The organism is Streptomyces sp. NPDC050548 (assembly GCF_044457385.1).
Lineage (GTDB): Bacteria > Actinomycetota > Actinomycetes > Streptomycetales > Streptomycetaceae > Streptomyces.
In genome coordinates this window covers 1-19,927 of record NZ_JBITGV010000010.1, presented here as the reverse complement: position 1 = coordinate 19,927, position 19,927 = coordinate 1, and the positions used below count along the sequence as shown (strand labels likewise).

Annotated in this window: 20 protein-coding genes and 1 pseudogene; 13 read left to right on the top strand and 8 right to left on the bottom strand. The window is 71.2% G+C overall.

The genetic code is table 11. The features are described from left to right. Positions 1 to 66: 66 nt before the first annotated feature. On the bottom strand, positions 67 to 783 hold the full coding sequence (locus tag ACIBJH_RS26370; RefSeq protein ID WP_399119337.1) for a response regulator transcription factor: 717 nt from the start codon (positions 781 to 783) through the stop codon (positions 67 to 69). Positions 784 to 1,077: 294 nt separating this feature from the next. Beyond that, complete coding sequence (locus ACIBJH_RS26365; protein WP_399119336.1) at positions 1,078 to 1,260, bottom strand: hypothetical protein; 183 nt, start codon at positions 1,258 to 1,260, stop codon at positions 1,078 to 1,080. A gap of 196 nt (positions 1,261 to 1,456) precedes the next feature. Between ACIBJH_RS26365 and ACIBJH_RS26360 the strand changes: the two genes are divergently transcribed. The 10 genes and pseudogenes from ACIBJH_RS26360 (at position 1,457) to hemC (ending at position 11,659) form a co-directional block, all read left to right on the top strand. Continuing rightward, on the top strand, positions 1,457 to 2,617 hold the full coding sequence (locus ACIBJH_RS26360) for a histidine kinase (RefSeq protein WP_399119335.1): 1,161 nt from the start codon (positions 1,457 to 1,459) through the stop codon (positions 2,615 to 2,617). A gap of 22 nt (positions 2,618 to 2,639) precedes the next feature. After that, positions 2,640 to 3,284: a response regulator transcription factor gene (locus ACIBJH_RS26355; RefSeq protein ID WP_026178736.1), complete on the top strand. Its 645-nt coding sequence runs from the start codon at positions 2,640 to 2,642 to the stop codon at positions 3,282 to 3,284. A gap of 225 nt (positions 3,285 to 3,509) precedes the next feature. Next, positions 3,510 to 3,728 (top strand): annotated as a pseudogene (locus ACIBJH_RS26350) (hypothetical protein); the annotation flags it as partial. Positions 3,729 to 3,873: 145 nt separating this feature from the next. After that, entirely contained in the window at positions 3,874 to 5,085 is a 1,212-nt protein-coding gene (locus tag ACIBJH_RS26345) for a sensor histidine kinase (RefSeq protein WP_399119334.1), read from the top strand. Beyond that, positions 5,082 to 5,771, top strand: a complete 690-nt coding sequence (locus ACIBJH_RS26340) for a response regulator (RefSeq protein WP_399119333.1) — start codon at positions 5,082 to 5,084, stop codon at positions 5,769 to 5,771. Before ACIBJH_RS26345 ends, ACIBJH_RS26340 begins: the two co-directional genes overlap by 4 nt. Before the next feature lie 227 nt (positions 5,772 to 5,998). Then, on the top strand, positions 5,999 to 6,973 hold the full coding sequence (locus tag ACIBJH_RS26335) for an ATP-dependent DNA ligase (protein WP_399119332.1): 975 nt from the start codon (positions 5,999 to 6,001) through the stop codon (positions 6,971 to 6,973). A gap of 135 nt (positions 6,974 to 7,108) precedes the next feature. Further along, positions 7,109 to 7,885, top strand: coding sequence for an NPP1 family protein (locus ACIBJH_RS26330; protein ID WP_399119331.1), 777 nt, complete (start codon positions 7,109 to 7,111; stop codon positions 7,883 to 7,885). 77 nt (positions 7,886 to 7,962) lie between these two features. Then, the gene (locus tag ACIBJH_RS26325; protein ID WP_399119330.1) at positions 7,963 to 9,525 is read left to right on the top strand and encodes an MGH1-like glycoside hydrolase domain-containing protein; all 1,563 of its coding nucleotides are present in this window, start codon (positions 7,963 to 7,965) and stop codon (positions 9,523 to 9,525) included. Between the two features lie 117 nt (positions 9,526 to 9,642). Then, a complete protein-coding gene (locus tag ACIBJH_RS26320) occupies positions 9,643 to 10,650 on the top strand; it encodes a questin oxidase family protein (protein ID WP_399119329.1) in 1,008 nt (335 codons plus the stop codon). Positions 10,651 to 10,723: 73 nt separating this feature from the next. Next, positions 10,724 to 11,659 carry a hydroxymethylbilane synthase gene (gene hemC, locus ACIBJH_RS26315; protein WP_399119328.1) on the top strand — a complete coding sequence of 312 codons (936 nt, stop codon included), beginning with the start codon at positions 10,724 to 10,726 and terminating at the stop codon, positions 11,657 to 11,659. Between the two features lie 12 nt (positions 11,660 to 11,671). Here the strand turns inward: hemC and ACIBJH_RS26310 are convergent, their stop codons facing one another. From ACIBJH_RS26310 to ACIBJH_RS26295, 4 genes are all read right to left on the bottom strand, one after another. Then, on the bottom strand, positions 11,672 to 12,187 hold the full coding sequence (locus tag ACIBJH_RS26310) for a hypothetical protein (RefSeq protein ID WP_200716717.1): 516 nt from the start codon (positions 12,185 to 12,187) through the stop codon (positions 11,672 to 11,674). Positions 12,188 to 12,376: 189 nt separating this feature from the next. Next, a complete protein-coding gene (locus ACIBJH_RS26305; RefSeq protein WP_399119327.1) occupies positions 12,377 to 13,237 on the bottom strand; it encodes an ABC transporter permease in 861 nt (286 codons plus the stop codon). Beyond that, complete coding sequence (locus ACIBJH_RS26300; RefSeq protein ID WP_399119326.1) at positions 13,197 to 14,063, bottom strand: ATP-binding cassette domain-containing protein; 867 nt, start codon at positions 14,061 to 14,063, stop codon at positions 13,197 to 13,199. The genes ACIBJH_RS26305 and ACIBJH_RS26300 overlap by 41 nt, the downstream gene beginning before the upstream one ends. Continuing rightward, positions 14,060 to 14,515: a MarR family winged helix-turn-helix transcriptional regulator gene (locus ACIBJH_RS26295; protein WP_399119325.1), complete on the bottom strand. Its 456-nt coding sequence runs from the start codon at positions 14,513 to 14,515 to the stop codon at positions 14,060 to 14,062. The genes ACIBJH_RS26300 and ACIBJH_RS26295 overlap by 4 nt, the downstream gene beginning before the upstream one ends. 144 nt (positions 14,516 to 14,659) lie before the next feature. On the opposite strand from ACIBJH_RS26295, the gene ACIBJH_RS26290 reads away from it, so the two are divergent. Beyond that, a complete protein-coding gene (locus tag ACIBJH_RS26290; protein ID WP_399119324.1) occupies positions 14,660 to 15,463 on the top strand; it encodes a VOC family protein in 804 nt (267 codons plus the stop codon). Positions 15,464 to 15,632: 169 nt separating this feature from the next. Here the strand turns inward: ACIBJH_RS26290 and glgX are convergent, their stop codons facing one another. Continuing rightward, the gene (gene glgX, locus ACIBJH_RS26285; RefSeq protein WP_399119640.1) at positions 15,633 to 17,741 is read right to left on the bottom strand and encodes a glycogen debranching protein GlgX; all 2,109 of its coding nucleotides are present in this window, start codon (positions 17,739 to 17,741) and stop codon (positions 15,633 to 15,635) included. Positions 17,742 to 17,764: 23 nt separating this feature from the next. Next, positions 17,765 to 18,268: a pep a2 gene (locus ACIBJH_RS26280; protein WP_399119323.1), complete on the bottom strand. Its 504-nt coding sequence runs from the start codon at positions 18,266 to 18,268 to the stop codon at positions 17,765 to 17,767. A gap of 298 nt (positions 18,269 to 18,566) precedes the next feature. On the opposite strand from ACIBJH_RS26280, the gene ACIBJH_RS26275 reads away from it, so the two are divergent. Together ACIBJH_RS26275 and ACIBJH_RS26270 are read left to right on the top strand one after the other, a co-directional pair. After that, on the top strand, positions 18,567 to 18,878 hold the full coding sequence (locus ACIBJH_RS26275; protein ID WP_399119322.1) for a DUF5133 domain-containing protein: 312 nt from the start codon (positions 18,567 to 18,569) through the stop codon (positions 18,876 to 18,878). Between the two features lie 73 nt (positions 18,879 to 18,951). Beyond that, positions 18,952 to 19,927: maltotransferase domain-containing protein (locus tag ACIBJH_RS26270; RefSeq protein ID WP_399119321.1), on the top strand; the 976-nt coding region annotated here is incomplete at its 3' end.

Below are 19,927 nucleotides of genomic sequence, written 5' to 3'. Positions count from 1 at the left end.
AGCCTGGGGCAGCCTACTTGGGGCCGACGTGCTCGACATCGCCCACCGGCACAACCTCCACCGCCCCTACCCGGCCGCCCTCCCGAGCCAGTACCCGAAGCCCCGGCGCGTGTGGATCAGCGCGGCTCCCTCCTGGTCGACCTTGCGCCGGAGGCGGGAGATCAGCTGCTCCATCGCGTTGTCGCCGCGGAAGTCGCCCCAGACGTACCGGCTGATCTGTTCCTTGGACAGCACCTTGTGCGCGTTGACGAGGAGGTGGCGCAGCAGCCGGTACTCCGCCGGCGTGAGATCGAGCGTGCGCCGGCCGCGCCGCGCCTGGCAGGTGGTGTCGTCCAGGACCAGGTCGGCGTAGTGCAGCGCACCGTCCCGGCCGCCACCCCTGGTACGCAGTAACACCTGGATACGGGCGAGCACTTCGGCGATCCGGAACGGCTTGGTGACGTAGTCCCGCTCCCCCGCGCCCAGTTCGGGCAGCAGCTTGTCCAGGGCGTCCCAGGCGGTGAGCAGCAGGACGGGCGGGCGGTGCGCGACGAGTCGGCCGCCCTGCTCAAGGGCGTCCATCTCCGGCAACTCCGCGTCGATGACGACGAGTTCGAATCGTTGCTCCGCCAGCCGCGACACCACTTCGGTGCCACTGCCGGCCGTCCCGATCCGGTAGCCGGCCAACTCCAGCGTGGTGGAGAGGAGTTCGGCGTTGTCCGGCTCGTCCACGGCGACGAGCAGGTGTTGCCCGCCACCGCGGGCGAGTGATCGTGTCTCACTGATGCTGCCGTACGTGGACATGCGCTCAGCCTACCGTCCTGCTTGCCTGACTCAAGCAATATCCATTCGATTGCTTGACTCAAGTAAGTCACATATGCTTGCCTAACTCAAGGAAGCCCGACTGTGCGGACGGGCAACGGAAAGCAGGAGCACCCAACTGAGCCCTCGCTCCACCAGAGCCGGGGCCGCCTTGAGCGGAAGGCGGCCCCGCGCCGAACCCGTGGGGACGGGGGTCGGCGCTGTCCCGGACCCGGTCGTCGGCCACTCCCCCAGATCGGCGCCGGGTCCGTGGACACATTGCCTCGCGTAGGGGTGTCAGACGGTTTTCCGGCGGGTCCGGAACAGGCTGATGCCCGCCCCGAGCGAGACCGCGCCCATGCCGACGCCGGTCAGTACGGCCTGCGGGCCGTCGGCCACGAAGGGCGCGGCAACGGCGACGACCAGGTTGAACAGGAACAGGGACCACAGCACGGGTCTCGACGCGAGCAGCGGCTTCATGAATGGTTTCCTCCGGATCGAACAGACTTGGATCTTGGTTGACGTGGTGCTTCAACGATTCCGTCGTCCGTCCGACGACACGAGGGAGTGCTCTCCCGGACCCGTGGTGGAACGGTCTCCCGGGCCCGTGGTGGAGTGGGCTGCACCCGTGCCGCGCGGCCCGCGCGCCCGGGCCGTTGCGCCTAACCTGATCTCCATGCGCGCAACCCTGCGGCAGGCGGGCCGGGCGACACTCCAGCTGGTCGTCTCCGCCGCGATGGCCTTCGGGTCGTACATCTTCATCACCGTGCTCCTGATCACCGCGATCCTCACGGTCACGGTGGTCGGCGCGTTCATGCTGCCCGAGACCGTGCTGCTGATACGGCGGATCGCCGGGGCCAAACGGCAGCAGGCGGGCGCCTGGACCGGGCGGAAGATCCCCGAGGCGTACCAGCCCCTGAACGGCACCGTCCGGGAGCGGCTGCGCACGGCGGTCCGCGACCCGAGCACGCTGACCGACTTCCGCTGGATGGTCGCGTACTACGCCTACGGCGTGCTGCCCGTGCTGATGCTGCCGTTGTGGCCGCTGGGTCTGGTCGTCGACGGGGTGTGGTGCGGGCTGCTGCGCCGCGAGGCCGTCGTCCTGCCGTTGATCAGCCGGCTCGCGGACCTGGACGCCGAGTGGTCGACCGCCCTGCTGAAGCCCTCGCCGAAGGCCCAACTGGCTGTCAGGGTCGAGGAGTTGGTGCAGACCCGGGCGGGCGCGATCGCCGCGCACGGGGCCGAACTGCGCCGGATCGAGCGGGACCTGCACGACGGGACGCAGGCCCGGCTGGTGTCACTGTCGATGCGCATCGGGCTCGCCAAGCGGGCCTACGACCAGGACCCGGCGGCGGCCCGCAGGATGCTCGACGAGGCGCAGACGCTGGCCGAGGAGGCGCTGACGGATCTGCGGCACGTCGTCCGCGCGATCCATCCGCCGATCCTCACCGACCGCGGCCTGGTCGGCGCGGTGCGCGCGCTGGCCGCCAGCAGCGCGCTCGGTGTCAGCGTGACCGTGGACGGGCTGACCGACGGCCACGACGGGCCGCGCGCCCCGGCGGCGGTGGAGGCGGCGGCGTACTTCGTGATCGCCGAGTCCCTGACCAACGCGGCCAAGTACAGCGGCGCCGACCGCGCCGAGGTCCATCTCGCCCGCGCCCGCACCGGACTGCGCGTCCAGGTGCGCGACGAGGGCCGGGGCGGCGCCGACGAAGCGGGCGGATCGGGGCTGTTGGGCATGCAGCGCCGGGTCGCCGCGCTCGACGGCAGTGTGACTGTGACCAGCCCCGTGGGGGGACCTACCGTGATCGAAGTGGAGCTGCCGTGCGTCTGGTGAGCGTAGTTGAGGCGGAGCTGACATGAGGGTCGTGATCGCCGAGGACAACGCCCTGCTGAGGGAGGGTCTGGTCCTCCTGCTGACGTCGGCCGGGCACGAGGTCGTGGCCGTCGCGGGCAGCGGGCCCGAGGTGCTGCCCGCGTTGCTCCAACACCGGCCGGACGTGGCCGTGTTGGACGTGCGGATGCCACCCGGTTTCCGCGACGAGGGGCTGCGGGCCGCGCTGGAGGCACGGGAGAAGATTCCGGGGCTGCCGGTGCTGGTGCTGTCGCAGTACGTGGAAGAGTCGTACGCCGCCGAGCTGTTGGGCGTCGGGGCGAGCGGGGTCGGCTATCTGCTCAAGGACCGGATCGGCCGCGTGGACGAGTTCCTCGACGCGCTGGACCGGGTCGCGGCCGGCGGTACGGCGCTCGACCCCGAGGTGGTGACCGAGCTGCTCACCCGGCGCCGTAATTCACCGCTGGACTCGCTGACCCCGCGCGAGCGCGAGGTGCTGAAGCTGATGGCGGAGGGCCACGACAACACGACGATCGCCAAGACCCTGGTCGTCACCGAGCGCGCGGTCAGCAAGCACATCGGCAATGTGTTCCTGAAGCTGAGCCTGCCGCCGAGCGACAGCGGGCACCGCCGGGTGCTGGCCGTGCTGGCGTATCTGCAGAACGTGTGACATGCGCGCCGCCGGTCGTGCCAGGGGATGACACGGCCGACGGCGCGTACTGCGTTCTCAGTAGCCGCGAGTGTCGGCAGCCGCACGACGACGGGACGGGGGTCCGGCCGCGAGTCTGGGTCGGTCCCCGAGAGCAGATGTGGAGCACTCCGTCCCGTGGCCATTTTTCTCCATCGACTGGGCCAGGCGACTTCCGGCCGCCTTGGTCGGTCACCCTGTTCCGGGACCGGCTTCGGGCTCGCGGCGGCCGTGCTGCTCGACGCCTTCGTCGTCCGGATGGCGATCGTGCCCGCCGTACTGGCGCTGCTGGGCCGGGCCGCCTGGTGGCTGCCGCGCCCGCTGGACCGGCTGCTGCCGAACATCGACGTCGAGGGCGAGGCACTCACCCGCAACACACCCGCGGCCCCCGCCGTCCCCGAACCGGTACCGGTCACCCGTGCCTGACTCCGCCACTCCCCCGACGGGCCGTCCGCAGAGCATGACGCGGGCGGCCCCGCCGCCTGTCCCCGGACCCCACCGGCGGGACCCGGCCCCAGGTCAGGACCGGGCATCGCCGACCATGGCCACAGGAGACCCACCGGAGACACCGATGCAGCACAGCTGGCAGCGCTACGCGGACGAGCACATCCGCACCGTCGACACCATGTCGGCGGTGCTGCTGTTCGCCATGTTCCTCTTCGGCAGCGAGCTGAACGTGCCGCGCGGTCCCGGGCCCGACGCGGTGGCCCCCACGATCGCGCTCGCCACGGTCTCCTGCGCGGCCCTGTTCTGGCAGCGGACCCGCCCCCGCGCGGTCGTCGCCGTCACGGCGGTCGCCGCCGCCGGGGCCGCCGCGCTGGGCTGCCTCCTCACCCCGCTGATGCTGGGGCCGCTGATGCTGGCCCTGTACCGGCTGGCCGTCCTCACCCGCCGCCGGACGGCCCGCCGCTACTTCCTCGCGTCGGTCGTGCTGGTGGTGACCACGGCGACGCTGATGGACCCGGTGCATCACCCCTGGCCGTTCAAGACGGTCGGCCCGGCCGCCTGGCTGTTGCTGCCGGTCGTCGCCGGGAACGCGCTCCGGCTGCGGGACGCCTACCTGGAGGCCGTACAGGCGCGCGCCGAGTACGCCGAGCGCAGCCGCGAGGAGGAGGCCCGGCACCGGGTGGCCGAGGAACGGATGCGCATCGCGCGGGAGTTGCACGACGTCGTCGCCCACCATCTCGCCCTGGCCCACGCCCAGGCCGGCACCGCCGCCCACCTGGCGCGCACCCACCCCGACCATGCGCAGAAGATCCTGAGCGAGCTGGCCGGTACGACGTCCTCCGCGCTGCGCGAGATGAAGGGCACGGTGGGTCTGCTGCGCCGGGCCGACGATCCATGCGCGCCGCTGGCCCCGAGTCCGGGGCTGGCCCAACTCGCCGAGCTGACCGGCGCGTTCACCGCCGCCGGACTCACGGTCACCGTCACCACGGAGGGCGAACGGCGCCCGCTGTCACCCGGGGTGGACCTGACGGCGTACCGGATCGTGCAGGAGGCGCTCACCAACGTCAGCAAGCACGCCACGACCGGGTCGGCCCAGGTGCGGCTGCGCTACTCCCACGACCGGCTGACCGTCACCGTGTCCGACGACGGCCCGGGGACGACGACCGTCCCGGCGCCGCCCCCGGGCCAGGGCTTCGGACTGATCGGGATGCGGGAGCGCGCCCGGTCGGTCGGCGGTGCCCTGCGGGCCGGGCACCGGGTCGAGGGCGGCTTCGAGGTCACCACCGAACTGCCGCTGTACCCCAGCGCCCCCGAACCGGAAGAAAGAACCCGATGACCATCCGTGTGCTGCTCGCCGACGACCAGGCCCTGCTGCGGGCCACCTTCCGGATCCTGATCGACACCTGCGAGGGCATGGAGGTGGTCGGCGAGGCGGCCGACGGCGCCGAGGCGATCGCGCTGGCCGCTGAACACCGCCCCGACCTCGTCCTGATGGACATCCGGATGCCCGGCACCGACGGCCTGACCGCCACCACCGCCATCTGCGCCGACCCGGCGCTGTCCGGCACGCGTGTCCTGATCCTCACCACCTTCGAGGTCGACGAGTACGTGGCACAGGCGCTGCGGGCGGGCGCAAGCGGTTTCCTCGGCAAGGACGTCACCGCCGAGGCACTGCTCGCCGGCATCCGTACGGTCGCGTCCGGCGAGTCCCTGCTCTCTCCGCTCGCCACCCGCACCCTGATCAGCCGTTTCCTGGCCACGCCCGCGCCGAGCGCCCGGCTGGCGACGCCCGACCGGCTGGGCGTCCTCACCGCCCGGGAACGGGAGATCATGGCCATGGCCGCCGAGGGGCACTCGAACGACGAGATCGCCGAGCAGCTGTACGTCAGCCCGCTGACCGTCCGCACCCATGTGCACCGCGCGATGACCAAGCTGGACGCCCGCGACCGGGCCCAACTCGTCGTGATGGCCTACCAGTCGGGGCTGGCGCAGGCACCGCCACCGTCCGGTCCCGCGCTCTGACGCAGGCCGCGTTCGCAGAGTCGCCTGCCTGCCGACGACGCCCGGCACGCTCACCCACTGCCCTGAGGGCGTGGGACGTGCCCCTCTCGCCCCGGAGCCCACACCGGAAGCGGCGAGGCCCGCCCTCAGGCAGACGACGGAACTTCGCGGACAGGACCTGGCGCCCGTTCAGGCGAACCCCCCGCCGAAAAGGCGTGCCGCCCCCGCTCTCCGTCGACACCTGTGGCGTGCCCCTCCCCCGCATCGCACCCATGCTCGCCACCCCCGGCGCCCTCCCGCCCGCCGGGCAGGACGCTCGCTGGGCCTACGAGACCAAGCAGGACGGCCAGCGCGTCCTGGTGTATCTCCCCGGCGACGGCAGCGTCCTGCTGCGCGCCCGCTCCGGTGCGGACATCACCGGCGCCTATCCCGAACTTCTGTCCCTGGGGCGCGAGTTGGGCGGCGCGCGGGCGATCCTGGACGGTGAGGTGCTGGCCCTGGACGAACAGGGGCGCGCCGACTTCCAGTTGCTGCAGAACCGGATGGGCCTGGCCGCATCGCCCGCACTCGCGGCACACCGAGCCGTGAACACCCCTGTCCATCTGGTGCTGTTCGACGTCCCGCACCTCAACAGGCCGCTCCTGGCCCTCGCTTACTCCGACCGCCGCACCGAGCTGGAGCGACTGGACCTGCACGGCCCGAACTGGTCAACTCCCGCCGCGCTCACCGGACATGGCGCCGAGGCGCTGCGGGCCACGCGTGAGCACGGGCTGGAGGGCCTGGTCTGCAAGCGGCTGGACTCGGTGTACGAGCCGGGGGTGCGTTCCCGGGCCTGGATCAAGATCCGTAATCTGCGCAGCGAGGACGTGCTGGTCGGCGGGTGGGTGCCGGGCAAGGGGCGGTTGTCCGGTCTGCCTGGCGCGGTGCTGGTGGGGCAGCGCGCGGGCGGGCGGCTGCGGTACGTCGGCAATGTGGGCACGGGCTGGAGCGAGGCCGAACGCGCTGAACTCGCCGCGCTGTTGGGGGCCGCCGCGACCGACAGCTGCCCCTTCGATCCGGTGCCTGCGGTGGCCGGGGCGCGCTGGGTGGTGCCCCGGCTGGTCGGCGAGGTCCGCTACAGCACCCGTACCCGGGCCGGGTTGCTGCGGCAGCCGTCCTGGCTGCGGCTGCGGCCCGACCTGGCACCGGAGGAGTCGGCCGCCGACCTGCCCGACAGCCGATGAACTTGCGTAGATCAAGTATTGGGCGCCGTGTCACCATCGTGACACCTCAACCCCTTGGCGCGTACATGAAAAGTAGGGACTCTGAAAGCCCTTTCCATCCCACAGCCGCCGGGCTGCGCCCGAGAGGAGGACGCGTTGTCGTCCCAGAAGTCCCGAACCCGCCGCGGAAGGTGGCTCGCCGGTCTCGGCGGTGCCGCCGTGCTCGTCGTCGCCTTCCCCTCCGCCGCCTTCGCCGCCCCGCCCGCGGCACTGCCCGCGAACGCCGAGACGGCCGAGAAGACGTATCTGCCCGCCTTCGACTACGACACGGACGGCTGCTATCCGACGCCCGCGATCGGCCCCGACGGCACCATCAACGGCGGCCTGAACCCCACGGGTTCGCTCAGCGGCGAGTGCCACGACGCCTCGGACCTCGACAACACCAACAGCTACTCGCGCTACAAGTGCAACAACGGCTGGTGCGCGTACATGTACGGCCTGTACTTCGAGAAGGACCAGGCCATCGCCAACTCCAGCATCGGCGGGCACCGCAACGACTGGGAACACGTCGTGGTGTGGGTGCAGAACGGCACGATCCAGTACGTGTCGACGTCCAACCACGGCTCGTTCACCGTGCACGCGGCCTCCGAGGTCCGCTTCGACGGCACGCACGCCAAGATCGTCTACCACAAGGACGGCATCGGCACGCACGACTTCCGCCTCGCGAACTCGAACGACGAGCCGCCGGAGAACGACAAGCACACCTGGCAGTACCCGCCGCTCGTCGGCTGGAACGGCTACCCGGCGGGCCTGCGCGACAAGTTGAGCGCCTACGACTTCGGCAGCGCGAACTTCGGACTCAAGGACGCCAACTTCGTGGCCCACCTCACCTCGGCGAAGCCTTCCGGAATCACGTTCGACCCCGCCGCCTGACGGTACCGTCCACAGGGCACCATCGTTCTCAGGGCTCCCGGGACCATCTCGACCCCGGGAGCCCGAGAGGACGGAACGTGGCAGCTGAACGCAGGGTCTCGCGGCGGGCTCTCCTGATCGCGCTGGGCATCGCCGGAGCGACGGCCATCCCCGCGGGTGCACAGGGCCCGGCCCCCGGGAACGGATACACCATGCCCACCCTCACCTTCGACGACCCGGCCACCCAGCACCGGCTCGGTGACCTCTACTCGTCCGCGCTCAGGTCCGTGTCCGGCGCCAACACCATCGGCGCGGACCGCTCGGTGTACGACAGGGCCGGACTGCTCAGCTATCCGCCCGGAACGGTCGTCCGGGCCGGCGGCGGCTATCCCGCACCCCAGCGCTGGACGCGGGACGCGGCCGTCAACGCGTGGAGCGGGGTCAGCCTGCTGGCGCCGGAGGTCGCCCGCAACACCCTGTGGTCCGTGGTCGACCGGACGCGGGACGGGCTCGTCGTCCAGCAGGACAACCAGTGGTGGGACCAGATCGTGTGGGTCCTGGCCGCCCACCACCACTACCTGGTCACCGGCGACCGCGACTTCCTCGCCCAGGCCCACGACACGTCCGCGCGCACCCTCGCGGCCCGCCGCGCCCAGCACCTCAACCCCTCGCTCGGCCTCTTCGAGGGCCCGGGCTTCATGAACGACGGCATCTCCGGCTACCCCAGCCCGCCCGCATCGACCTCGGTCCACTCGTCCTTCGTCCTGGACCACCCGCACACCGACAAACTGATGTGCCTGTCGACCAACTGCCTCTACTACGGCGCCCATCTCGCCCTCGCCGCCATGTCCGAGGCCCTCGGCCGCCCCGTACAGGCCGCCTCCCTGCGCTCGGACGCCGAGCAGCTGCGCACGGCGATCGACCGCCACCTGTGGCGCGCGGACGCCGGCACCTACGGCTACCTCGTCCACGGCGAGGGCCCCCTCGCCGGACACCTCGACACCTCGCAGGAGGGCGCGGGACTGGCCCTCGCCGTCCTCCTCGGCGTCGCCGACACCGAACGGGCCGGCCGGATCCTCGACGCCACGCACTGGCAGCCGTACGGCATCGTCAACGTCTGGCCGCACTTCCCGCGCTTCGACGACCGGCGTCCGGGGCGGCACAACGTGATGGTGTGGCCGATGGTGCACGGGCTGTACGGCCAGGCCGCGGCCGACGCCGGCCGCACCGAACCGTTCGCCCTCGCCGTGGACATCCTCGCCGGTCTGACCGCCACGAGCGGCGGCTTCTACGAGCTGTACAACTCGGTGACCGGTGCCGTGGACGGCGGCTGGCAGGGCGGTGCCAGTGGCCACGCGAACCACTTCGTGTCCCAGCCCGACCAGACCTGGTCGGCGACGGCGTATCTGCGGCTGATCCACGACGGCCTGTTCGGTCTGACGTTCACGGACGGGTCGCTACGGCTGCGCCCGTGTCTGCCCCCGGCCTGGGGCGCGGTGAGTCTGCGCGGGCTGCGGTACCGGGGCATGACGCTGGACGTCACGCTGAGCGGCGGCGGGAGCCGGGTGGGGTCGTGCACGGTGGACGGGCGGCCGGGGGAACCCGTCGTGGCCGCCGACGGGCGGGGGCACCGCGCGATCTCGGTCGTGCTGACGGAGTGAGCGTGGGCGCTCCGCCGGTGGGGCCGTGATGGGTTCTCAGGTGTAGGACCACAGGTGGGTGCTTCTTCCGTCTCCGGTCGGATCTGCCGTCGGGCCGTGACACCTAGCGTGCTGGGCATGGACATGAGCGGAACGCTGGAAGAGGCTTTAGAGCGACTGCATTCCACCGGACCTGAGCGCAACGGCTGGCTCAGCAACCACGCCCCGATGGTCGCCGAGGCGCTCGCCGCGCACGGGCGGGCCGGGGCCGTCCACCACTGGCTGGATCTCTACCGGGACAAACTGGAGGACTTCCCCGATCCGGTGGACCCCGTCACTGACGACAACTGGCTCTCGGCGCTGGGTGATCCGCGCCGAGCCGCCGACTGGATCGACCACTTCTCCCGCTCCCTCGCCGAACACCCCTGGCGGAGCGTCCTCGCCGTGTGGTGGCCGCGTCTGCTGCCCGGCATCTCCGCGGGCGCCACCCATCCCGTCATCCGGGTCGGTCATGCCGTACGGGCCCTCGGTGCGGACGAGAACGAGCCCCGGCTCACGGAGCTGGCGCACGGTCTGGGCTACTGGGCCGCGCGGTACCAACCCGTGTCGGGCATCGCGCCGTCGCCCGGTGGCCGCAGCGCCGCGGACTCCCTCGACGCCGTGCCGCCGATCGTCCAGGGTCCGGCCGGCTTCCGGGCCAGGCTGGACGCCGTACGCCGACTGCCCGTCTGGGCGGACGAGGTGAGCGATCCGGACGCGGCGCGGGAGCGGCTCACGGAGTTGGTGCGTGCGGCCACGCATCGCTACGCCACGCACGGGCACGGCGAGCCGACCATGCTGGTGCACGCGGCGACGGCGCCCAACGCGGTGCTGCGCACTCTCGACGCGCTGCCCCGGGAGCTGTGGGCGCCGAGCCTGCGGGCAGCGTGGACGGCGTCGGCGGCGGTCACCGCGATGTACACCCCGAGTGAGCCGATCGGGTACACGACGTCACGGCGCCTCACCGCCGAGGAGGTGCTCGAACTGGCTGTCGCCCATGGCGACGAACATGTCATCAAGTTCACGGACACCGCCCTGGACGTGGGGGACGAAACGGCGCTGGTCGCCGCGGTGCGGGCCGTGGAGATCAGCGAGCCCCTGGTCTGATTCGGGGGGTACGAGGGGTTTGAATTGACGGGTGCGGCATCGGGGTGCGTGCCGGACGGTCTATCGTGGCCGCATGTCCGTGCCCGAACTGATCCGAATCGTCTCCCGCGACTCGCCCATGGCGCTGGCCCAAGTGGAGCGTGTCCGCGCCGAGTTGGCCGTCCTTCATCCACAGGTGCGCACCGAGGTCGTGCCGGTGAAGACGACCGGCGACAAGTGGATGGGCGACCTGTCCGCCGTCGAGGGCAAGGGGGCGTTCACCAAGGAGGTGGACGCCGCGCTGCTCGCGGGTGAGGCGGATCTCGCGGTGCACTGCATGAAGGACGTGCCCGCCGACCGGCCGCTGCCCGCCGGTACGACGTTCGCCGCGTTCCTGAAGCGGGACGACATCCGTGACGCCCTGGTCCACCCGGGCGGGCTGACCCTCGACGAGCTGCCGGCCGGTACCCGGGTCGGCACCTCGTCGGTCCGCCGGGTCGCGCAACTGGCCGCCACTCACCCGGAGTTGGAGTGCGTGCCGTTCCGCGGCAACGTGAACCGGCGGCTGGAGAAGCTCGCGGCGGGCGAGGCGGACGCGCTGCTGGTCGCGATGTCGGGCCTGGAGCGCATCGACCGGACGGACGTGGCCACCGAGGTGCTGTCCGCCGAGGCGATGATGCCGCCGATCGGCGCGGGCATCCTCGCCCTGCAGTGCCGTGAGGGCGACACCGACGTCATCGACACGATCAGCGGTCTCGGTCACCCCGAGACACATCGCGAGGCGACGGCGGAGCGCATGTTCCTGCATGTCCTCCAGGGGCACTGCAACAGCCCGATCGCCGGGTACGCCCAGGTCGACCGGAGCGGTGAACTGTCGCTGCGCGCCTGTGTGTTCACCCCGGACGGCAAGACCCGGCTCAACGCCCACGAGTGGGCGGGACGGCTGGACCCGGCGACGCTCGGCACGTCGGTGGCGGTGGCGCTGCTGCGGCAGGGCGCCCGCGAGATCATCGACGGCATCCCGCACTGACGCCTGAACGGTTCAGGGGGTACCGGGCTCCGCCTGGTCGCGGAGGAACTTGCTCACCTGGTGCGCCAGACCGTCCCGCCCGGCACCGGCCGCGACGGCCTCCTCGCACAGACCGATCCCGCCCGCCCACAGGCGCCGCTCGGTCCACTCCTCCTCGACCCGCAGCTGCACCTGTACGTCGACCTGGGTCAGGGAGGCCTCCGGGCCGGCCGCGTACAGGACGGCGGTGGCGCGGCGCAGCGGATAGACGTCGAAGCCCTCGATGAACTGCGAGCTGCGCCAGTCGATGAAGGCGCTCTCGCCGTCCGGGCCGACCCTGATGTCGATCTGCCCGTCCTCCAGGTGGATGCCGAGGTGCCGGGAGCCGCGGTTCTCGACGGTGACACGGAGAGTGAAATACGTCAGCCCTTCGGCGGCGTCGTCGCGTCCGCGCGGCGGCTCGGCAGCCGCCAGGCTGTGGACGCGGACACGCAGACCGGCATGTTCGTCGTACTCGTGCCAGTCCCCGACCACGTTCGGCTCGTACACAATGCACCCTCTCGACCTCAGAGAGCTGCTTCCTATCTGTGTGTTCAGCGCACTGTCAAATGAGCAGAATGCGCTGTGGCCAGCGTTTTCGCCCGCTTGATCACTGATCAAGCCGTGCGCAGGAACAATCCGCTTTTCGGCCATCGAACCGCGGTCGGGGGCGTGCCGCACATCACGTCCCCGACAAGATCAGCGGGCCAGCCGTCCGAGGAGCGAGGAGGCGGCGGCGATGCCGAGCGCGGCGGCCACCAGCAGGACGGCGAAGTCGGTGCCCACATGCGACGGGGTGCCGAGCAGCAGCCCGCGCAGGGCGTCCACTTCGTAGCTGAGCGGGTTCGCCTTGCTCACCGCCTGCAGCCAGCCGGGCATGATCGCCACCGGGTAGAGGGCGTTGGAGCCGAAGAACAGCGGCATGGTGATGGCCTGTCCGAAACCCATCAGCCGGTCCCTGCTGAGCACGATGCCGGCGATGGTCATCGACAGACAGGAGAAGAAGGCCGACCCGAGGATCACGATCGCCCCGACACCGATCAGCTTCAGCGGGTTCCAGGTCAGCGCGACTCCGAGGATCGCGGCGATCACGACCACGACGACGGCCTGGATCAGCGACTTCACCCCGGCCGCGAACGCCTTGCCGGTGATCAGTGCCGAGCGCGGGGTGGGGGTGACGAGGAGCTTGTTGAGGATGCCCGCGTCGCGTTCCCAGATGATCTGGATGCCGTAGAAGATGGCGATGAACATCGCGGACTGGGCGATGATGCCCGGGGCGAGGTAGTCGATGTAGGGGATGCCGCCGGTGGGGATCGCCTTGATGCGGGTGAAGGTCTGGCCGAAGATCAGGAGCCAGAGCGCCGGTTGGACGGCTCGGGTGTACAACTCGGTGCGGTCGTGGCGGAGTTTCTGGAGTTCGACCGCGCACATCGCGATGACGCGGGCGGGCAACAGGCGCCAGCCGGACCGGGGTTGGGGCGGGGTGAGCAGCAGGTTCAGGTCGTACTCGGGGGCGGGGTCAGCCGACGCGGTTCGCGGTGCGGCGGGTGCTTCGGACATCGCGGAAACCTCCTGACTGGTCTTCGAGACCGCTGCCGGCGATGTCCCGGAAGACGTCCTCAAGGGTGGGCAGCGGATCGGTGGCGGGGGCGCCGTCGGCGCGGCGGCGTTCGCCGAGGCCCTCGCGGAGCTGGACCGGGGTGCCCAGGGCGCGGATGCGGCCGCGGTGCATCAGGCCGACGCGGTCGCAGTACTGGTCGGCCTCGTCCATGTAGTGGGTGGTGACCAGGACGGTCATGCCGGTGGCCTCGCGCACGGCGTTGATGTGCTCCCACACGCTGGTGCGGGCGATCGGGTCGAGGCCGATGGTGGGCTCGTCGAGGATGAGCAGGCGGGGCGCGCTGACCAGCGCCTGCGCGAGTTCCAGGCGGCGGACCATGCCGCCGGAGTAGGTGTTGGCCAGCCGGTCGGCAGCGTCGGTGAGGTCGACGGCCCGCAGCGCCTGGGCGACGCGGGCGGCGCGTTCTCTGCGGGGGACGTCGAAGACGCGGGCGAAGAGTGCGACGTTCTCGCGGCCGGTGAGCCCGCTGTCGGCGGACAGCTGCTGCGGGACGTAGCCGAGCATGCGGCGCACCGACATCTGTTCCTTGGCCGTGTCGTGGCCGAAGACGTGGACCATGCCCGCCGGGACCGGGAGCAGGGTGGTGATACAGCGGATGGCCGTGGTTTTCCCGGCTCCGTTGGGGCCGAGCAGTCCGAAGACCTCGCCCTCCCCCACGGACAGGTCGAGCCCGTCCACCGCGGTGGTCTCGCCGAAGGAGTAGGCGAGCCGGGTGCAGCTGACGGCTGCGGACCGCTCGGTGGCAGTGTCGATGGACTGCGTCATGAGTCCTCGGCCTCCTTGTGCAGATTGACGGCCAGTTGGTGCAGGGCCGGGATCGCCGCGCGCAGCGCGTCCCGGTCCGCCTGGTCGAGACGGTCGACCTGACTGCGGACGAGAGCGGCGCGCCGTGCGTGCCAGTCGCCGAGGCGGGTCTTGGCCGTCTCGGTGAGCTGGAGGCGGGCGGCGCGCCGGTCGGCGGGGTCCGTCTCGCGGATCATGAAGCCGTCCCGGACGAGCTGGTTGACGAGGGTCGACACCGAGTTGCTCGCGAGGAACAGCTCCTTGGCCGCCTCCGAGATGCCGATGCCGGGCCGGACCTCGACCAGGCGCAGCAGCTCCACCTCGGCACCGCGCAGCCGCGGCAGGGTCATCTCGCTGCGCAGCCGCCTGCGGATCAGCCGCTGGACACCGACGAGCGCGTCGGCCAGCTCCTCCGGGAAGTTCTCCGTCTCCACACCCCGAGATTACCTCTTTAGCAGAGGTAACTAACCCAAAAGGATGGTCAAGACCCCCGCTCGGGAGGCAGCGGAACCGATTCCGGTTGGACACTGAAGGGGAGACCGGTGGCCGCCGGTCCAGGAGATCGGAACGCGACTGCCATGAACCACAACAGGAATCCGTCCCTCGGTGAGCCGGACGCCGTCTCCACCCGTTCGATGTTCGGCGCCCCCTGCTGGGTGAGTCTCACGAGCCGCGACGTGGAGACCACCGAGGCGTTCTACGAGGCCGTGTTCGGCTGGAAATGGCGCTCGGCCCGGCTCGGCGACCAGTTCCGGATCGCCACGGCGAACGACATTCCGGTGGCCGGGCTGGGCGCGGTGGCCTCCATGTGGCAGATCGCGGTGGCCTGGACGCCGTACTTCGCCGTGCCGGACGCGGATGTGGCCGCGGCCCGGGTCCGCGAGCGCGGCGCCACGGTCGCCGTGGGCCCGCTCTCCTTCCCGCCCGGCCGCGCGGCCCTGCTCGGTGACCGGGACGGCGCGACCTTCGGCGTCTGGGAGGGCGACCTCATGGGCGGCTGGGAGACCTGGCGCCGCTCGGCCCCGGCCTTCGTCCGGCTGCACACCCGCGACGCCTTCGACGCGGCGATCTTCTACGGCGAGGTCCTCGACTGGGCGTCGGCGGACCCGGCGAGCTGCGAGGTCCGGTACGAGGGCGGCGAGGTCGTCCTGCGCAGCGGCGGCAATGTCGTGGCGCGGATCGAGTCGGGCGCGCTGGAGGCGGCGCCCGACCCGACCGTCCGCCCGCACTGGCAGGTCCACTTCGCGGTCTCGGACATCCGGTCCTGCGCCCGGGTCGCGGCGTCGCACGGCGGGAGCATCCTGCGCGAGAACGACCACGAGGCCGTGCTGCGCGACCCGGACGGCGCCCAGTTCACGGTGACCTCGCGCGAGACTCCTTGACGCTCGGCGCCGGGCGGGCCGCGCATGTGGGCTTTTGCCCGTGCGGCCAGTGTGGGCACCTCCCACGCCCTCAAGGCAGTTGGGGCGCGTGCCGCGCCCGGGCGTCGCGGAGCTGGGGGTGCCCCCTCTGGGGGAGGGACTCTGCGGACACGGCCTTGCCCCCTGACACTCAGCGCCGGGCGGGCCGTGACAGCAGCACGAGGCTCCGGGCCTCGACCACCATCTCCGTGTCGGCCTTGTGTTCCGTCTCGTCCGGGGTGCCCTGCGGCTCGGCGGTGTCGATCAGGGTCGTCCAGCGCTCGCCGTAGGTGAGGTCCGGGAGACGGAAGTCGACGGGCTCCCAGTAGCTGTTGAGCAGGAGCAGGAAGGAGTCGTCGACGACGGGCCCGCCGTGCGGGTCGCGTTCGGCGATGGCGTCGCCGTTGAGGAAGACGCCCACCGAGTGCGCGTCGGAGCGCTGCCAGTCGCGGTCGGTCATCTCGCGGGCGTCGGGCAGCAGCCACACCAGGTCGGGCAGCGGCTGTCCGGGGTGCACGGCGGTCTCGCCGCGGAAGAACCGGCGCCGGCGCAGCACGGGATGGGCGGCGCGCAGCCCGATGACGTACCGCGTGAAGGCGGCGAGTTCACGCTGCTCGTCGGTCAACTCCCAGTCGATCCAGGAGACTTCGTTGTCCTGGCAGTAGGCGTTGTTGTTCCCGCGCTGGCTGCGGCCCAGTTCGTCGCCGTGGCCGAGCATCGGGATGCCCTGCGAAAGGAGCAGCGTGGCAAGGAAGTTGCGCTGCTGACGGGCGCGCAGTTCCAGCACGGCGGGGTTGTCCGTCTCCCCCTCCGCGCCGCAGTTCCAGGACCGGTTGCCGCTCTCACCGTCCCGATTCCCTTCCCCGTTGGCCTCGTTGTGCTTGTCGTTGTACGAGACCAGGTCGCGCAGGGTGAACCCGTCGTGCGCGGTGACGAAGTTGACGCTGGCGCGCGGCCGTCGCCGGCTGTGCTGGTACAGGTCGGAGGAACCGGTGAGCCGGGACGCGAACTCGCCGAGCGTATGCTCGCCGCCCCGCCAGAAGTCCCGTACGGCGTCCCGGTACTTGCCGTTCCACTCCGACCACAGCGGCGGAAAGTTGCCGACCTGGTAGCCGCCCTCCCCCACGTCCCACGGCTCGGCGATGAGCTTGACGCGGCTGATCACCGGGTCCTGCTGGATCAGGTCGAAGAACGCCGACAGCCGGTCCACCTCGTGGAACTGCCGGGCCAGCGTGGCCGCGAGGTCGAAGCGGAAGCCGTCGACGTGCATCTCTGTGACCCAGTAACGCAGCGAGTCCATGACGAGCTGAAGGACGTACGGGTGCCGCATCAGCAGGCTGTTCCCGGTGCCCGTCGTGTCGTAGTAGTGGCCCCAATCACCGTCCACCAGACGGTAGTAGGAGGCGTTGTCGATGCCCCGGAAGGAGAGCGTGGGGCCCTTCTCGTTGCCCTCGGCGGTGTGGTTGTAGACGACGTCGAGGATCACTTCGAGTCCGGCGGCGTGCAACGCCTTCACCATGGACTTGAACTCGCTGACCTGCTGCCCGCGTTCGCGGTGCGCGGCGTAGGCGTTGTGGGGCGCGAAGAAGCCGATGGTGTTGTAGCCCCAGTAGTTGGAGAGTCCGCGGTCCTGGAGCACCCCGTCCTGCACGAACTGGTGCACCGGCATCAGCTCGACGGCGGTCACCCCGAGCGACACGAGATGGTCGACGACGGCCGGGTGCGCGAGTCCCGCGTAGGTGCCCCGGAGTTCTTCCGGGACCTCCGGGTGGGTGCGGGTCAGCCCCTTCACATGGGCCTCGTAGATCACGGTGTCGGCGTAGGAGCGGCGGGGCGGGCGGTCGTCGCCCCAGTCGAAGGCGGGGTCGGTGACCACACCGAGCATGCCGTGCCCGGCACTGTCGCCGGAGGCGGGTCCGGCCGAACGCTCGTACAGCGAGGGGTCGTTGTCGATCTGACCGTCCACGGCCCGCGCGTACGGGTCGAGGAGCAGCTTCGCCGGGTTGCAGCGGTGTCCGAGGGTCGGCTGCCACGGGCCGTGCACCCGGTAGCCGTAGCGCTGCCCGGGACCGATGCCCGGCAGATAGCAGTGCCACACGAAGCCGTCCGCCTCGGTCAGCCGAATGTTGCGGTGGCTGCCGTCGTCCACGATGAGGACGAGGTCGACGCGTTCGGCGACCTCGCTGAACAGTGCGAAGTTGGTGCCCTTCCCGTCGTAGGAGGCACCCAATGGATAGGGGTGCCCGCTCCACACGGACACCCCTTTCCGGCGCGGGCTCGCGGTCACCGGGCGTCCTCCAGGACACCGTGTGCCGGCCGGGCCGGCAGCGCGGGCGGAAGCGCGCGGGGAAGCTGGAGCATCTCCCGCAGGCGCGGCGCGGGTGTCCTCGGGACGCGCGGGACGCGTTCGCCGCTGGGGGCGCGCTGCGAGAACCAGATGACCTTGCTCCCGGTGTCGGTGGCGCAGCAGCCCCAGCCGTCGCTCATCGCGGCGATCCGGGCGAGGCAGACGCGCAGATCCTGGTCCGGGCGCAGATCGCGGTCGTTGTCGCCGATGGCGGTGATCAGGTGCTGTCCGTTCCACCAGAGCTCGATCGACGTGTCCTTGTCCGTGGCGTGCTCGTCGATGGCCCGCAGCAGCAGTTCGGCGCCGCGGCAGACGGGGTTCACGAGAACGTCCAGGTCCCAGAGGCGGAGATGGGCGGCCAGGATGCGGCCGACCTGCCCGATCCGTTCCGGACTGACTTCCACGTCGAGGTGGTAGTAGCAGGGCACTGCGGTTTTCATCTTCGTTGGCTCCCTACCGGCGAAGCTCGCGCTTCCCCTCGCCCTGCGGGGCCGAAGCCCCGAACACGAAGCGTGAGCACTGATCGCTTCTGAGTCAGCTCCAGAGTGCGAGCGCTAGGCCATTCGTGCAACACGAGCGACGGGCGGGGTAGTTGAAGATCCAACAAGACGCTTGGTCATCACCTGTGCACCATGAGTGAAAGCCTCGACTGCCGTGCCGGAGCCATGCCGCTCCGCGCACGGCCGCCACCCGATGGTCGGGAAACGCGGTCCGCCGAGGCGAAAGGTGAACAGCGCCATGCTGCTACCCGCCAAAGCCGAAGTGGCCCGCCAACTGCGGCGCTACCGGGTGTGGGAACGCGTGATGCTCGCGTCGCCGGGCGACCGGACAGCGCGGGCCACCTTCGAGGACTCGGGCTACACCCTGTGCGTGCTGATGGGGAAGCGCTGTGCGCGCGAGGCCTCGGAAGCCGCCGAACGCTATCTGAACAGCAGCAGCGTGGGCTCGTACCTCCAGGAGCAGAACGGACGCCCCCGTACGACGGCCGTCGTACACCGCGGGCCACCGGTCGCCATCGCCGTCGACCGGCGTTCCCCGGCGGGAAGGTAGTCCCCCTTCCGGCGCAGCTTGGCCCCCCCACCGGGTGAACAGCCCGGCCACGAGCACGGCGGAGGTGAGACCCATGAACGCGACCCCGGTACCGATCGGCCGCATTCCGGTACGCGACGTACGCCCGGCCGTGGACAGCGGCGCGCGCCCGGCGAAGGCGGTGGTCGGTGAGAGGTTCCAGGTCACCGCCACCGTGTTCCGCGAGGGCCACGACACGATCGGCGCGAACGTCGTTCTCTACGACCCCGACGGCCGCCCCGGCCCGTGGACCCCGATGCGCGAACTCGCCCCCGGCAGCGACCACTGGGGTGCCGAGGTCACCCCGGACACGACGGGCCGTTGGTCCTACGTCGTGGAGGCCTGGGGCGATCCCGTCGCCACCTGGCGCCGGGCCGCCCGCATCAAGATCCCGGCCGGCATCGACGTCGGCCTGATGCTGGAGGAGGGCGCGGAACTGCACGCACGCGCCGCCACCGGGGTGCCCGAGGGACCGGCACGGGCCGCGGTGCTGGCCGCCGCGGAGACGCTCCGCGACGACTCACTGCCGGTGGGGACGCGGTTCGTGGCCGCGTCGATGCCAGAGGTGGAGGGGGCGCTGGAGCGTTGTCCGCTGCGGGAGTTGGTGACGGCTTCCGAGCCGCGCGCGTTGCTGGTGGAGCGGGAGCGGGCGCTCTACGGCTCCTGGTACGAGTTCTTCCCCCGCTCCGAGGGCACGGCGGCCGAGCCCCACGGCACGTTCCGTACGGCCGTACGTCGACTCGACGCGATCGCGGCGATGGGCTTCGACGTGGTGTACCTCCCGCCGATCCATCCCATCGGAACGGCCTTCCGCAAGGGGCCGAACAACACGCTGTCCGCAGGGCCCGAGGACGTCGGTGTGCCGTGGGCGATCGGCTCGCCCGAGGGTGGCCACGACGCGATCCACCCCCGGCTCGGGACGCTGGAGGACTTCGACGCGTTCGTCGCGCGCGCCGGTGAGCTGGGCCTGGAGATCGCGCTCGACTTCGCGCTGCAGTGCTCGCCGGACCACCCGTGGGTGGACAAGCACC

What these genes read in the sequence shown, in the direction of transcription:
- ACIBJH_RS26370 (WP_399119337.1), bottom strand. Translation starts at nt 783, where the DNA reads ATGTCCACGTACGGCAGCATCAGTGAGACACGATCACTCGCCCGCGGT.
- ACIBJH_RS26305 (WP_399119327.1), bottom strand. Translation starts at nt 13,237, where the DNA reads ATGTCCGAAGCACCCGCCGCACCGCGAACCGCGTCGGCTGACCCCGCC.
- ACIBJH_RS26275 (WP_399119322.1), top strand. Translation starts at nt 18,567, where the DNA reads ATGCTGCTACCCGCCAAAGCCGAAGTGGCCCGCCAACTGCGGCGCTAC.
- ACIBJH_RS26345 (WP_399119334.1), top strand. Translation starts at nt 3,874, where the DNA reads ATGCAGCACAGCTGGCAGCGCTACGCGGACGAGCACATCCGCACCGTC.
- ACIBJH_RS26340 (WP_399119333.1), top strand. Translation starts at nt 5,082, where the DNA reads ATGACCATCCGTGTGCTGCTCGCCGACGACCAGGCCCTGCTGCGGGCC.
- ACIBJH_RS26280 (WP_399119323.1), bottom strand. Translation starts at nt 18,268, where the DNA reads ATGAAAACCGCAGTGCCCTGCTACTACCACCTCGACGTGGAAGTCAGT.
- ACIBJH_RS26365 (WP_399119336.1), bottom strand. Translation starts at nt 1,260, where the DNA reads ATGAAGCCGCTGCTCGCGTCGAGACCCGTGCTGTGGTCCCTGTTCCTG.
- ACIBJH_RS26355 (WP_026178736.1), top strand. Translation starts at nt 2,640, where the DNA reads ATGAGGGTCGTGATCGCCGAGGACAACGCCCTGCTGAGGGAGGGTCTG.
- ACIBJH_RS26290 (WP_399119324.1), top strand. Translation starts at nt 14,660, where the DNA reads ATGAACCACAACAGGAATCCGTCCCTCGGTGAGCCGGACGCCGTCTCC.
- hemC (WP_399119328.1), top strand. Translation starts at nt 10,724, where the DNA reads ATGTCCGTGCCCGAACTGATCCGAATCGTCTCCCGCGACTCGCCCATG.
- ACIBJH_RS26360 (WP_399119335.1), top strand. Translation starts at nt 1,457, where the DNA reads ATGCGCGCAACCCTGCGGCAGGCGGGCCGGGCGACACTCCAGCTGGTC.
- ACIBJH_RS26320 (WP_399119329.1), top strand. Translation starts at nt 9,643, where the DNA reads ATGGACATGAGCGGAACGCTGGAAGAGGCTTTAGAGCGACTGCATTCC.
- ACIBJH_RS26300 (WP_399119326.1), bottom strand. Translation starts at nt 14,063, where the DNA reads ATGACGCAGTCCATCGACACTGCCACCGAGCGGTCCGCAGCCGTCAGC.